Raw genomic sequence first — 13,257 nt, forward strand, 5'->3', positions numbered from 1 at the left:
TATAGCTTGACGGGTTGCACGGAGCAAATTACGTTATTCGTAATCTGATTACGATAAAAACAAAATCCGGAGGCATCGATGAACCGCGACACGTCGCCCGACCTTCAGTACCTGAGCGGCTTCGGCAATGAGTTCGCCAGTGAAGCCCTGCCCGGGGCCCTGCCCGTCGGGCAAAATTCTCCGCAGAAGGCCCCCTACGGCCTGTATGCCGAGCTACTGTCGGGTACGGCGTTCACCATGGCGCGCAGCGAACTGCGCCGGACCTGGCTGTATCGCATTCGCCCGTCCGCCCTGCACCCGCGCTTTGAACGGCTGGCGCGTCAGCCACTGAACGGGCCGCTGGGCGGCGTCACCCCCAATCGCCTGCGTTGGAACCCTCAACCGCTCCCAACTGAACCGACTGACTTCATCGAAGGCTGGCTGCCGATGGTGGCCAATTCGGCTGCGGACAAACCGGCGGGGGTGAGTGTCTATATCTACTGCGCCAACCGCTCGATGGAACGGGTGTTCTTCAACGCTGACGGTGAACTGCTGATAGTGCCGGAGCAGGGCCGCCTGCGCATCGCCACTGAGCTGGGGCTGCTGGAGGTCGAGCCGCAGGAAATCGCCGTGGTACCGCGCGGCATGAAGTTTCGCGTCGAACTGCCTGATGGCCAGGCCCGGGGCTACATTGCCGAGAACCACGGCGCGCCGTTGCGCCTGCCGGACCTGGGCCCGATCGGCAGCAACGGGCTGGCCAACCCCCGAGACTTCCTGGCCCCGGTAGCGCACTACGAGGAGGCTGAAGGCCCGGTACAGCTGGTGCAGAAGTTCCTGGGTGAACACTGGGCCTGCGAGCTGCAGCACTCACCACTGGACGTGGTCGCCTGGCACGGCAGTAACGTGCCCTACAAGTATGACCTGCGTCGTTTCAACACCCTCGGCACGGTCAGCTTCGATCACCCCGATCCGTCGATCTTCACCGTATTGACGTCACCGACCAGCGTGCATGGTCTGGCCAACATGGACTTCGTGATCTTCCCGCCGCGCTGGATGGTGGCCGAGAACACCTTCCGTCCACCGTGGTTCCACCGCAACCTGATGAACGAATTCATGGGCCTGATCAGCGGTGCCTACGATGCCAAGGCCGAAGGTTTCCTGCCCGGTGGCGCTTCGCTGCACGGTGTGATGAGCGCCCACGGGCCCGATGCCGAGACCTGCGAAAAAGCCATTGCCGCCGACCTCGCACCGCACAAGATCGACAACACCATGGCCTTCATGTTCGAGACCAGCCAGGTGCTGCGCCCGAGCCTGCAGGCGCTCGAGTGCCCGCAGTTGCAGGCCGACTACGATAGTTGCTGGGCCACCTTGCCGAGCACCTTCAACCCGAACCGGAGATAACCCATGAACCAGTCCGCCATTGCCCGTAGCTGGGTCGAGCACGCCAACGGGCACAGCGACTTCCCGCTGCAGAACCTGCCGTTGGGCATCTTCAGCCGCCCAGGTGAAACGCTGCGCTGCGGCGTTGCCATCGGTGATGCGATTCTCGACCTGGAGGCCGTGCTGGCTGCCGGGCTGTTCGAAGGCCAGGCCAAGGCCGCCGTGGAGGCTACCCGTGGTGGCGCGCTGAACGCCTTTTTCGCCCTCGGCCGAGAGGCCCGCGTGGCGTTGCGCGAGCGGTTGTTGGCGCTGTTGGGCGAACACAGCGAGCATCAGGCTGTGCTCAAGGGCGCGCTGCATCCTGCCAGTGATTGCCAGTTGCATTTGCCAGCCAAGGTCGGCGACTACACCGATTTCTACGTAGGCATCCAGCACGCTACCAACGTCGGCAAGCTGTTCCGTCCCGATAACCCACTGCTGCCCAACTACAAGTACGTGCCGATCGGCTACCACGGCCGCGCCTCGACGCTGCGCCCGTCAGGCACCGATGTACGCCGCCCCAAGGGCCAGACGCTGCCCGCCGGGCACACCGAACCGAGCTTCGGCCCGTGTGCGCGCCTGGATTACGAACTTGAGCTGGGTATCTGGATTGCCCGGGGTAACGAGATGGGGCAGGCGATTCCGATCGCTGAAGCCGATCAGCACCTGGCAGGCCTGTGCCTGCTCAACGATTGGTCGGCGCGTGATATCCAGGCCTGGGAATACCAGCCGCTGGGGCCGTTCCTGTCCAAGAGCTTCATCACCACGCTGTCGCCCTGGGTGGTCACCGCCGAGGCTCTGGAGCCTTTCCGCTGCGCCCAACCGGCGCGTGCGCAAGGTGATCCACAACCGTTGCCCTACCTGCTTGACCCGCGTGACCAGGCCAATGGCGCCTTCGACATCGAGCTGGAAGTGCTGCTGATCACCGAGCGCATGCGTGAGCAGGGCTTGCCGGCCCACCGCCTGGCGCTGAGCAACACCCTGAACATGTACTGGACCGTGGCGCAGCTGATTGCCCATCACAGTGTCAACGGCTGCCAGTTGCAGCCAGGCGACCTGTTCGGTTCGGGCACGCTGTCCGGCGCTTCGCCCGACGCCTACGGCAGCCTGCTGGAGACCACCTTGGGTGGCAAGCAGCCGGTGGAGCTGGCCAGTGGCGAGCAGCGCAAGTTCCTCGAGGATGGCGATGAGATCATCCTGCGTGCCCGTTGCAAGCGTGATGGCGTGGCCAGCATCGGCTTTGGTGAGTGCCGCGGCAAGATCATCGCCGCCAACTGAGGGAGCAGGGCAATGGAGCTGTACACCTACTACCGTTCCACCTCTTCCTACCGGGTGCGCATTGCCCTGGCGCTCAAGGGCCTGGATTACCAGGCCCTGCCGGTCAATCTGCTCAAGGGCGAGCAGCGCGGTACCGAGTATGTAGCGGTGAATCCGCAGGGCCGGGTACCGGCTCTGCGCACCGACGATGCCCAGCTGCTGGTACAGTCGCCGGCGATCATCGAGTACCTGGAAGAGGTTTATCCACAGCCTGCGCTGTTGCCCCGTGGCGCTGCAGCACGGGCCAGGGTGCGCGGTGTGGCGGCGATCATCGGTTGCGATATCCATCCGTTGCACAACGTCAGTGTGCTCAACCAATTGCGCCAGTTGGGCCATGACGAGGCCAAGGTCAACCAGTGGATTGCCCACTGGATTGGCCAAGGCCTGGCGGCTGTAGAGCAGCTGATCGGCGATGATGGCTACTGCTTTGGTGAGGCGCCGGGGCTGGCAGACGTCTATCTGGTCCCGCAACTGTATGCCGCCGAGCGATTCAACATCGACCTTGGCAGCTATCCGCGTATCCGCCGGGTTGCGGCATTGGCCGCCAGGCATGCTGCATTCGCCAAGGCGCACCCGTCCTGCCAGCCGGATACACCGCTTCAGTGAATCGAACGGTTCGCCAGCGGTAGCTGGCCGATGCGTTCGGACAGCTTCAGGCGCTGGACCGGATCCTCGGTGAGCAGCAAGGCATGCTCCAGGTCGAAGCGTTCGGCCTGCGGGCAGTCGAGGTGTTGGTAGAGCGAGGCGCGGGTCATGTAGTCGCTGACTTGCACCGGGCCCAGTTGCATGACCCGTTCGGCGTCGACCAGCGCGGCCAGGTGGTTGTCATTGCTGATATGCAGCTGGCGCAAATTACGCGAAAGGCGCTGCAGCATCTGGGCCGGGCTGGCCGTGCGCAGGTGCTCGGCTGTCAGCGGCACATGCGGGCCAAACTGGCGGGCCAGCAACTCGCGGCAATCATTGGGGTACAGGCGCCGGCCACCGCAAGGGTCGAGCAGGTGATCGGCACCGGGTACGCGCAGCAGAAAGTGCCCTGGGAATGCCACACCCTCCAGCGCTATGGACAGGCGCCGGGCCAGCTCCAGGGTAATGATGGCCAGCGCCAGCGGTTGGCCCCGGCGGCGCAGCAAAACCTTGTCCATCAGTGCTGCCTGCGGGCGCAGTGGGTGAAATTCATCCTGCTGGAAGCCCAGCGCATTGAGTTGGCGCAGCAGTGGCTGAGCCAGCTCGCACACCGGCAGCATCGGCAGGCTGGCGCTGATTTCGGCTTGCAGGTGGTGCAGGCTGGCAAGGCTGGCTGCGGGCTCGACCTTGCGATCGTGCTCGGCGGCAATCCACAAGGCAGCTTCCAGCAAGGCGACCGGTTCGCGTTCCAGGCAGGCCAGGCAGGCTTGGCGTGGGTTCATGGGGGCATCTCCGCATACCCTTGAGTAATAGCGCTGGCGTCGTGATTCGTCCAGTGGTCCGGTCGCAGCTTGGCGTGCATGTGGATGCCTATACTGCTAGGAGCACCTCCCAGGGGAGCCCGCCGATGTTCGCGCTGATGCAAAGCACCCGCACTCAGTCACTGCACCTCTTTACCGACCCGAAAACCGGCCTCAAGGCTGTGGTGGCCATTCATAACGAGATTAGAGGCCCGGCGCTGGGAGGTTGCCGCTACCTGCCCTACGCTGACGACGAGAGCGCCATGGCCGATGCCATCCGCCTGGCGCAAGGCATGAGCTACAAGGCGGCGCTGGCCGGGCTGGCGTTGGGGGGTGGCAAGGCGGTGGTCATGCGCAACCCGCACGTGGAAAACCGCGCGGCGCTGTTCGAGGCGCTGGGGCACTTCGTCGATACCCTACAGGGGCGTTTCATCATCGCTGTGGACAGTGGCACCTCCACGCTGGACATGGATTGCATCGCCCAGAGTACGCCCCATGTGACCAGCACAACGGCCTCGGGTGATCCCTCGCCGCATGCGGCCATGGGGGTATTCGCCGGTATCCGTGCAACCTGCCTGGCCCGCCTGGGCAGCAGCGACCTCAAAGGCTTGCGCATTGCGGTGCAAGGCCTGGGCAATGTGGGTTACGCATTGGCCGAGCAATTGTACGCAGCAGGTGCCGAGTTGCTGGTGAGTGACCTGGACCCCGGTCGGGTGCGGCTGGCGGTGGAGCAGTTCAACGCCCATCCGGTGACCAACGATGCCTTGATCAGTACGCCCTGCGATATTTTTGCGCCGTGTGGCGTGGGCCCGGTGCTCAATGGCCAGACGGTGATGCAATTACGCTGTGCTGCGGTGGCAGGGGCGGCGAACAACCAGCTGACCACCTTGCAGGTTGCTGACCAGCTGGAGGCTCGCGGGATTCTTTATGCTCCGGACTACGTGATCAATGCCGGTGGTTTGATCTACGTGGCAATGAAGCACCGCGGCGAGGAGCTGGGCACCATCACCGCGCACCTGGCACGGATCCCGACGCGCCTGACCGAGGTGTTCGCTCACGCTCAGGCCGAGAAGCGTTCGCCCGCCCGTGTGGCGCAAATGCTGGCGGAGCGGTTGCTATACGGCTGAAGCCGCACGGCGGCCCGGCCGTCGACATCATTCTGCAGCGTCACCTTGCAACAACTCACCCAACGCGTCCGGCTGGCTCTTGAATGCCCGCGCGAACACGTCGCGGTTCTTCGCCATGTAAATGCCGGCTTCCTCGACCTGCTGCTCGGTCAGCGACGGCACCGCCTTGTGCAGCACCTCGGCCAGGCGCTCGGCCAGTTCGAGCATCTTGTCGTGACGATCTGCTTCGGCCTTATCCATGAACAAGCGCTCCGGGTCGCGGCTGCTGCGGTACACCACTTCGACGGCCATTCATCACCTCTGTGCCTTTTTGCGGTTGGTTTATCGATCACTGTATGTGCATACAGTAATGGCAATCGCACCTCAGGTGCAACCCTTGCCGCAAAAAAGCGTAGCCCACAGGTGCCTTGCGGCAATCTGCCGCCTTCCAAAAGCAGGGGCCTGGCCCTTTAACTGCATGGCACAAGCGTCACACGCGTGACGCATCATCCTTCATGTCGTATCGGGGAATCGCACATCGTGAACATCAAATGGGCAGAAAAGCTGCGCAAGGGCCTGCATGGCTCGGCCGACTCGCTGGGCAATCTGTGTGTAGAGGGGTTTCACTACCTTGCCCTGTTCGGCATCGGCGCCATTACCGCCTACGCGGCGGTGATGACGTTCCTGGACATGCTCGGCAAGGGCGGCATCAGCGTCGATGACATCCTGCTGCTGTTCATCTACCTGGAGCTTGGGGCGATGGTCGGGATCTATTTCAAGACCAACCACATGCCTATCCGCTTCCTGCTGTATGTGGCGATCACCGCGCTGACCCGCCTGCTGATCGGTGATGTGTCGCACCACAAGGCGCCGGATGAGGGCCTGCTGTACCTGTGCGGGGGCATCCTGCTGCTGGCGTTTTCGATCCTGGTGGTGCGCTACGCCTCGTACCGTTACCCCTCGACCAAGGTGCTGGACGCCAATGGCAAGGCAGTGGAAGAGGGCAAGTAGCCGTCAGTTGGCGATGGAGTGACCTGGCTGCTGGCGCGGGTCGCGGGTGAGGGCGGCCAGTACCTGCAAAGGGTTCTGCCCCAGTTCGATGGCCAAGCCCAGGCGAATGCTGTCGATGACCCGCTGCAGGCGCACCGGGTCGTTGCGCTGGGCCTGGGTGATCAGGCGCTTGGCGACCACCCCGGCATCATCGGACAGTGTCAGCATGATGCTGCCGTCCAGGCGCTCGATGCTCAGGTTTACGCGGTACTCGGGGGCGAAGGCGGCGCTGATCTGTTCGAATGGATTGTTCATGGTCTGGGCCTGCAATAGGTGATTGCAGGAATTGACCGGGTAGATGCCGGGTTGGTTCAGGGCATTTGATCGGTAGCCCTCGCGCCCCAGGGCAAGGCAATTAGCCACTATTGTGACTACACTCCTGTGACCAAAGCCGCGATGGCTGGCCTCTGGCCTGCAAAGGAGTGCCCGTGGTTCCCTCTTCCGCTGCCCGGCAGCGTGGCGCGATCGGCCTGATGGCGGTTACCACACTGGCCCTGGCCTTGCTTTTCATGCTGGTAGTGGTCGACAGCGGCCGTCTTTACCTTGAGCAGCGCAAGTTGCAACGCATCGCCGACATGGCCGCGCTTGAAGCTGCAGGCCAGTCTGCCGTGTGCACGGGCAGTGGCCCACAGGCCACGGCCATCGCCAGCGTAGCCGCGGCCCGCAACGGCCACACGCCTGGCAGCCCCTTGGTGGCCAGTTGCGGTTACCTGCAGACCGGTGCCAATAGCCTGCGCACGTTTACCAGCGACAATGCCCGTAACGAAGCGATACGGGTCGATGTCAGCAACACAGTCACCACCAGTTTTGCCGCCGGCATCTACATCCTGACCCAAGGTGGCGGGGCTCCCCTGACCACCACCCTGCAGGCCCATGCGGTGGCGTCCAAGGCATTGCCGCCACAGGTCATGCTGAGCATTCGCACTACGTTGGCTACGGTGGATTCGCAACAGTCGGTGTTGCTCGATGGCCTGCTCGGCGCCTTGGGAGGCAACGTGCAGCTTGGCCTCGCAGGCTGGAAAGGCATAGCCGCAACCGACCTCAACCTGCTCAACTACCTCGAGCAGTTGGCTGTCGACCTGCAATTGACCGTTGGCGACTACGAGCAACTGCTCAATGCCGACGCCACCGCCACACAATTGCTGGAAGCGGCGGTCAAGGTACTTGAGCAAAGCGGTGCCGCCGCCGATGTTGTCACCAACCTGGGCAAGGTCGCCCTGGGGGCCGGCAACAGCACGTTGCTGCAACTGAGCGACATTCTCGATATTCAGAACGGTACTGCCCAAGCGGGGCTGGACGCCAGCATCCAGCTGCTGCAACTGGTGCAGGGGGTGATCCAGCTGGCTGCGAGCGAAAGCGCAGCCACTGCCGACTTGCCGATTAGCGTGCTCGGCCTGATCAACGGTCGGGTGCGGCTGAAGGTGATCGAGCCGCAACAGGTCTCGGCGGTCGGCGATCCGCGTACGGATGAACTGAGGGTTCACACGGCTCAGGTACGGGCGATGATTTCGCTCGACCTGCCGCTGCTCAGCACGGTCTTCGGCTTGGTCAATGCGGTGCTCGACCTGGCCTCGCCACTGACCAACGTGCTCAACAACCTGCTCAGCCTGAACCTGGCTTCGACACTGGAGTCGGTGCTATGCCTGTTGGGTGTGCCGTGCACCGTGACCGATATCGTGCTCGTGCCTGACAAGCTTCAGCTGGACATTGGCCTTCAGGTCGCCGAAGCCACGGCACGCCTCGACCCGCAGTCTCCTGACACGTTCAGATGCTCGCCCAAGCGTTTGACCGTCCAGGCCCAGAGCGCTGCTGCCAAGCTGGCGGTGGGGCGCTTCGAATCCACTGACGCGTTCTTCACCACCGGCACTACCGCAGTCAAGGCGCTGCCATTGATCGATATCGGCACCAAACGCTGCACCAAGCTGCTGATACTCGGAACTTGCCAAAGCCGAATACCCTACGCCGGTGGCGGCCTTGGCCTGCGGGTCGACAGCAAGCTGCTGGGCAGTGGCCCGGTAGAGCACTCGCTGGTGTTCCAGGGCCCGGTTAGCGAACCGCCCAATATCGGGCAGCCCGCCGCCTACCTGAACATGCGCCCGGTCAATGACAACGTGGTCGGCAGCCTCAGCGACACCTTGCTGGGCGTCCAGCTCCAGGCCTTCAAACCCACCGCCAACAGTGGCCTCGGCGATGTGCTGGTGATCGCCGGCAATGTACTCGGTACGGTCAAAGGCATCATCGAACCCTTGATAAGAGGGTTGCTCAGCCCCCTGATCGACCCGTTGGTCAATGTGCTGCTGAAGGTTCTGGGAATCGACCTGGTCAATACCGACGTCGGCGCCAACCTCAGTTGCTCCACCGGCCGTGCTCAGTTGGTGTTGTAGATGGGCAGCAACACCCGGAAGCAGGCACCGTCGACGCCATTGAGCGCTTCGAGCCTGCCGCCCATGGCTTCGACGATGCCGAAGCTCACCGACAACCCCAGCCCGGTACCCACGCCCGCAGGCTTGGTGGTGAAGAACGGCTCGAAGATGCGCTCGATCAGGCGTGGGTCGATACCGCCGGCGTTATCTTCCACCTGCAGGCACAGTTGCCCTTGCTCGATACGCTGGCAGATGCCGATCCGTGGGCTGGCCACCTGGCGCTCGAGCAAAGCGTCCCGGGCGTTGACCATCAGGTTGATCAGCACCTGCTCGAGCTGGTCCTCATGCCCTTGCACCTCCGGGCAGAAATCCGGCTCTTCGACCTGCAACGCCACACCTTTGCCGCGCAGCCCTTCAGCCAGCAACGCCACTGCGCCATCCACCGCAGTCCAGGCTGCAAACACCTGGTGCTCAAGCGCGGAGCGCCGCCCATAGGTGCGCATGTGCTCCACCAGCCTGGCCACGCGCCCCACCTGTGCATCGATGCGCTGCAGCTTGCCTGTCAGGTACTCGACTTCGACCACCCCGCTTTCCACGCGCTTGAGTGTGTTGGCAATGGCCAGGCGCATCACGTTCAGCGGCTGGTTGATTTCATGCACCAGCCCTGTCGCCAACTCGCCGAGCGTGGCCATCTTGGCGCCCTGCATCAATTGTTGCTGGCTTTGCCTTACCTGCGTGTTGTCGCGCCCCACTGCCTGCACTTCCAGCAGCCGGCCTTGCTCATCGAACAGCCCACGCTCGGCCCACACCCACCAGGCATGCCTGTGCCCTGGCAGTTGCAGGCAGATCTCCGCGCTGCCCAGCGGCTGCTCCGGGGTAAGGTCGGCCAGGCGTTGCAGAAACGACAGGCGCTGGCTGTCGGACATCCATTGGCCCAGGTTCATCTCGCTCAGTTGCTCAGGTGCGCACTCCAGTTGTTCGGCGAGCGGCCGGTTGCCGAACAGCAGCTGCAGGTCCGGGGTGTAGCGGCAGATCATCGCGGGTGAATCCTCCACCAGCACCCGGTAGCGTTCCTCACTCTGGCGCACACGCTCGGCTGCCTCGGTCGCTTCGCTGACATCCAGCCACAGGCCGACCACCTCGACCGGCTGGCCAAGGTCGTCACGCAACAGCCGGGCTTCGTCCAGCACCCAGTGATAGCCACCCAAGTGGTCGCGCAGGCGATAGCGGCTGCGGACCTGGCCATCGCGCAGCAGCGTACGTGTTCGCTCAAGCCATAGCGCCCGGTCGTGCGGGTGTACCGCCTGGCCTGGATGGCGCGCCAGCTCGCTATCTTTGGGCCAGCCCAGCATCGGCGTCAGGCTGGCGCTGAAAAACTCACTGTGCAACGCGCCCTCGCAACAGCGCTGGATATAGATCACCGCAGGCGAACTGGCGATCAGGTTCTCCAGCCGGGCGCGCGCGGCGCTGGCCTGAAGCTCCTGGGCTTTCAGTGCGCTGATGTCGAGCACAAAGCCGTGCCCCTGGCCGCCGTGCAACTGCCCGACCCAGTGCAGCCAGCGAGGCGCCGCGCCACTGTCGGCTTCGAGCAGCCGCACGTTCAAGCTCAATGCCACACCGTTGCGCAGCTGCTCCAGGGCCATTTGCGCAGCCTCCCGATCAGCCGGGTGCAGGCGCGCCAGCCATTGCTCGATGCTCACCGCACTGGGCAGGCCAAGGCTGGCGGCCAGGGCCGGATCGAAATGCAGCGGCCCTTGCCCCGGCCATTGCCACCAGCCTGCGCCCAGTTGCTGTTGCAGCTCGTCCAGATGGCGCGAGCGCTGCTGCAGCTGGTGTTGCCGCAGGCGCGCGAGCAGCGGCTCGAGCAAGGCTTGCAAGAGCGCCTTGGCCGCCTCTGGTGAAGGCACCGATGGCGCGCCCGCACACAGCAACCAGGCCTGAACCTCATGGCCGTGGCTGTAAGGCACAAGGAACAGCGGCAACCCAGCGCACGTCGCCCGCCAGTGCGGCAAGTCAGGCGCGACCTGCTGAAAATGGGCGGGAAGTGCCTGCAGCCACGGCTGCAGGCGTTGGTCATCGGGCCAAGGCCAGTCGCTTTCGCTGCAGGTATGCGCCCGCCAGCCCGATGGGTCCGCCAACATCAGGCGTACCGAGCCGGCATGCCAGTGCTCGGCCAGGCGCAGCAGTTGCTCGGCGGTCGTCTGCGTCAGCCAGTCTTCGCTGCAGTCACGCACGGCCTGGCCGACGTCTGCGGCCAGCTGGCGCAAGGTCAGGCACTGCTCCTGCTGAGCGCCTTGGCGCAGCAGGTCGCTGATATCGAACAGCTGCAGCATCCAGCCGACAGCCTGGTGTTGCAGCCAGCCACGGGTCTGCAGGGCCTGGCCGTGCACGGTATGAAAATCCAGGTCCAGTGCTTGCCCTTGCCAATCGGCGGGCACACCTTCGAGGGCCAGCCAGCTGTGCCGATACAGGTAGTCGTGCACCCGCGCCTGCGCGTGGCTGGGTACGGCCAGCAGCGTGCGCAAGGGCCCGGCCAGGCGCAGCACATGCCCCTGATCGTCCAGCCACACCTGCAGGCCCACGGCATGCGACATCTGCGCGGCGGGCTCTGCGCCATGGCTGCCCAGCCAGCGATCGAACAGGCCACTCACAGTTGCAGGCTCGCTTCGGCCTGCAAGCTCTCAGGCAGGCGGGGCACTTCGCCAATCAGCGGTATCACCAGCAGCGGCAGCACCTTGTGCAGTTTGCTTTTCGGATAATTGATCGTCACCTTCAGCAGCTTGTCATCATCCACGCTCACCTGTGCATCGGCCGGCTGGAAGTCGAGTGCCTCAGGCATCCAGGCCAACTGCTCGCGGATCACTGCATGGGCAAGCGCCTGTACATCGTCGTCATAGGTCTCGCTGCTCGGGTCCAGAGCCACGCAGCGGCGCACGGCCTCGCTGCTGGCCTGGTTGAACGATTGCAGCATCAGCATTGGCAGGGTGTAGCTGACCAGGCCGTAGAACACTGTGAAAAAGATCATGAAGACGGCGACGAACTCGATGGCTGCCGCGCCTTTTTGCCGTGCTACCGGGCCTGCTTGCATGATTGCGTCTACCCTGACGAGGAGTCCTGAGTTACAGCATAGAAGCCTTCGACGAACAGGGATGGCCAATTGCCAATATCCAGTATCGCCCTGCTGCTGTGGCTTGCCTTGTGCAGCCGGCAAGATGTCCGCGAACGGCAGATTTCCAACCTTCTGACCCTGGGCGTCGCAGCCTGTGCGCTGGTGTGGCTGGCGGTTACCGGGCACAGCTGGATCGGCGCCCGGGCCAGTGATGCCGGCTGGGCACTGGCGATTGTGTTGCTGCTCACGTTGCCCGGCTACGCGATGGGGCGTTTCGGTGCCGGCGACGTCAAATTGCTCGGCGCGCTGGGGTTGGCCACCAGCCAGGACTACGTGCTCGGTACGTTCATCGGCGCCGGCGGCACCTTGCTGGTCTGGGCGCTGTTGCGACGGTGGGCGCGGCGCAGGGCAGGGCAGGGGGCTGAAAAGCAGCCTTTCGCGCCCTTTGTGCTGGTGGGTTTTTTGCTGACCAGCGTGTGCCTGCAGTGAGAGCGCCAGGCCCGGTCAGTTGTTCGACTCAGTCATCTTGGTCCAGCGATAGAAATCCGGAATGGCGTACTTGTAGGTTTCCAGCCAGCGCTGCTTGGACAGATCACGCTCGCGCGCCGTCTGCACCTGCAGGCGCGTGGACGCCTGTTCGCCACTGGACTGCACTCGCAGCAGCGCTTCGGTTGCCGTCAGCGCAGGCGGTTGCTGGCGTGGGTAATCCTCTGCCCAGGCCGTGGTAATACCGGTGCAGCAGGCCAGCAGCATCACATACCTGATCATGACCTTCTCCTTTGCTCAGTTGACCATCACACCTGCGCCACTGGCCGAAGCTATCGGCCCGCGTCCTGTGGCTTTGATCTGGCTGGCGCGTGCCTGGGCCTGGGCAAACTGCGCCGGTTTGAGCCGCAGGCGGCCGACCAGGTCGGTGGCTTGCTGCCAGTTGTCCTGCAGCAGCGCCAAGGTCACCAGGTTGACGGCGGGCAGCGGGTTGTCATCCTTGAGCTCGATGGCGGTCAGGAATTCGAACCGTGCCTGTTCATACCGGCCCATGCTCATCAGCACCACACCCAGGTCGTTGCGAACCCGCTCGTCGGTGGGGGCCAGACGCGCCGCACGCTGCAGGTTCTGCAAGGCCTGCACGTCATCGCCCCGGGCCGAGGCGAGCTGGCCCAGGCCATGTTCACCTTCGGCCGCGAGGCAGCCGCCGAGCAGGCTGCGGTACAGCGGTTCTGCTTCGCTACGCCCCAACAAGCGCGAGACCCTGGCCTTGCGCAAGCGTACCTGGTCGAGGGTGTTGGGCAACTGCTCCAGGTGCGCCAGGCTGGCATGCGGGCGGCCATCGTTGAGCATCTCGTCCGCCAGGTTCAGCGCCAGTTGCTGATCGGCGTTCGGCTTGCCGCAGCTCGAGGTGCCGAACAGGTGTCCGAACCCTTCAGGCTGCTGGCCGGCGCATCCTGTCAGCAAGAGCAGGCCGGTGAACAACAGGGTCGCTTTCATCCATT

Annotated in this window: 14 protein-coding genes; 7 read left to right on the top strand and 7 right to left on the bottom strand. The window is 64.0% G+C overall.

Translation table 11 applies throughout. The features are described 5' to 3' along the window. The first annotated feature begins 78 nt into the window (after nucleotides 1-78). Genes hmgA through maiA form a run of 3 tightly spaced genes read left to right on the top strand, consistent with a single transcriptional unit; the run spans nucleotide 79 to nucleotide 3,321 of the window. Entirely contained in the window at nucleotides 79-1,380 is a 1,302-nt protein-coding gene (gene hmgA, locus JOE27_RS20545) for a homogentisate 1,2-dioxygenase (RefSeq protein ID WP_012312745.1), read from the top strand. A 3-nt stretch (nucleotides 1,381-1,383) separates the two neighbouring features. After that, a complete protein-coding gene (fahA, locus tag JOE27_RS20550; protein WP_204919754.1) occupies nucleotides 1,384-2,676 on the top strand; it encodes a fumarylacetoacetase in 1,293 nt (430 codons plus the stop codon). Nucleotides 2,677-2,688: 12 nt separating this feature from the next. Next, nucleotides 2,689-3,321, top strand: a complete 633-nt coding sequence (gene maiA, locus JOE27_RS20555; RefSeq protein ID WP_174142302.1) for a maleylacetoacetate isomerase — start codon at nucleotides 2,689-2,691, stop codon at nucleotides 3,319-3,321. Here maiA and JOE27_RS20560 read toward each other — a convergent pair. Continuing rightward, nucleotides 3,315-4,121 (bottom strand): tetratricopeptide repeat protein, encoded by an 807-nt coding sequence (locus JOE27_RS20560; RefSeq protein ID WP_046784738.1) that lies wholly within the window; start codon nucleotides 4,119-4,121, stop codon nucleotides 3,315-3,317. The two genes, maiA and JOE27_RS20560, sit on opposite strands and share 7 nt — an antisense overlap. Nucleotides 4,122-4,246: 125 nt before the next feature. On the opposite strand from JOE27_RS20560, the gene JOE27_RS20565 reads away from it, so the two are divergent. Continuing rightward, entirely contained in the window at nucleotides 4,247-5,266 is a 1,020-nt protein-coding gene (locus JOE27_RS20565) for a Glu/Leu/Phe/Val dehydrogenase dimerization domain-containing protein (RefSeq protein WP_046784739.1), read from the top strand. 27 nt (nucleotides 5,267-5,293) lie between these two features. Here JOE27_RS20565 and JOE27_RS20570 read toward each other — a convergent pair whose 3' ends face one another. After that, nucleotides 5,294-5,557, bottom strand: coding sequence for a YebG family protein (locus JOE27_RS20570; RefSeq protein WP_046784740.1), 264 nt, complete (start codon nucleotides 5,555-5,557; stop codon nucleotides 5,294-5,296). A gap of 228 nt (nucleotides 5,558-5,785) precedes the next feature. On the opposite strand from JOE27_RS20570, the gene JOE27_RS20575 reads away from it, so the two are divergent. Further along, nucleotides 5,786-6,256 (top strand): phosphate-starvation-inducible PsiE family protein, encoded by a 471-nt coding sequence (locus JOE27_RS20575; protein ID WP_115273586.1) that lies wholly within the window; start codon nucleotides 5,786-5,788, stop codon nucleotides 6,254-6,256. Between the two features lie 3 nt (nucleotides 6,257-6,259). On the opposite strand, the gene JOE27_RS20580 is transcribed toward JOE27_RS20575, so the two are convergent. Further along, nucleotides 6,260-6,550, bottom strand: a complete 291-nt coding sequence (locus JOE27_RS20580; protein ID WP_046784955.1) for a DUF3509 domain-containing protein — start codon at nucleotides 6,548-6,550, stop codon at nucleotides 6,260-6,262. 173 nt (nucleotides 6,551-6,723) lie between these two features. On the opposite strand from JOE27_RS20580, the gene JOE27_RS20585 reads away from it, so the two are divergent. After that, a complete protein-coding gene (locus JOE27_RS20585) occupies nucleotides 6,724-8,679 on the top strand; it encodes a pilus assembly protein TadG-related protein (RefSeq protein WP_348632619.1) in 1,956 nt (651 codons plus the stop codon). Here JOE27_RS20585 and JOE27_RS20590 read toward each other — a convergent pair. Together JOE27_RS20590 and JOE27_RS20595 are read right to left on the bottom strand one after the other, a co-directional pair. Next, entirely contained in the window at nucleotides 8,664-11,309 is a 2,646-nt protein-coding gene (locus JOE27_RS20590) for a PAS domain-containing sensor histidine kinase (RefSeq protein ID WP_204919757.1), read from the bottom strand. The genes JOE27_RS20585 and JOE27_RS20590 overlap by 16 nt on opposite strands. Next, nucleotides 11,306-11,746, bottom strand: coding sequence for a TadE/TadG family type IV pilus assembly protein (locus JOE27_RS20595; RefSeq protein ID WP_039603864.1), 441 nt, complete (start codon nucleotides 11,744-11,746; stop codon nucleotides 11,306-11,308). The genes JOE27_RS20590 and JOE27_RS20595 overlap by 4 nt, the downstream gene beginning before the upstream one ends. A gap of 75 nt (nucleotides 11,747-11,821) precedes the next feature. Here JOE27_RS20595 and JOE27_RS20600 point away from each other — a divergent pair, with 75 nt between their 5' ends. Further along, on the top strand, nucleotides 11,822-12,256 hold the full coding sequence (locus JOE27_RS20600) for a prepilin peptidase (protein ID WP_119689119.1): 435 nt from the start codon (nucleotides 11,822-11,824) through the stop codon (nucleotides 12,254-12,256). A 15-nt stretch (nucleotides 12,257-12,271) separates the two neighbouring features. Here JOE27_RS20600 and JOE27_RS20605 read toward each other — a convergent pair whose 3' ends face one another. Together JOE27_RS20605 and JOE27_RS20610 are read right to left on the bottom strand one after the other, a co-directional pair. Further along, nucleotides 12,272-12,535 (bottom strand): DUF3613 domain-containing protein, encoded by a 264-nt coding sequence (locus tag JOE27_RS20605; protein WP_012312770.1) that lies wholly within the window; start codon nucleotides 12,533-12,535, stop codon nucleotides 12,272-12,274. 15 nt (nucleotides 12,536-12,550) lie between these two features. After that, nucleotides 12,551-13,252 carry a tetratricopeptide repeat protein gene (locus tag JOE27_RS20610; RefSeq protein WP_046784779.1) on the bottom strand — a complete coding sequence of 234 codons (702 nt, stop codon included), beginning with the start codon at nucleotides 13,250-13,252 and terminating at the stop codon, nucleotides 12,551-12,553. Nucleotides 13,253-13,257: the final 5 nt, after the last annotated feature.

Source organism: Pseudomonas sp. M5, assembly GCF_016907075.1.
Classification (GTDB): Bacteria; Pseudomonadota; Gammaproteobacteria; order Pseudomonadales; family Pseudomonadaceae; genus Aquipseudomonas; species Aquipseudomonas putida_E.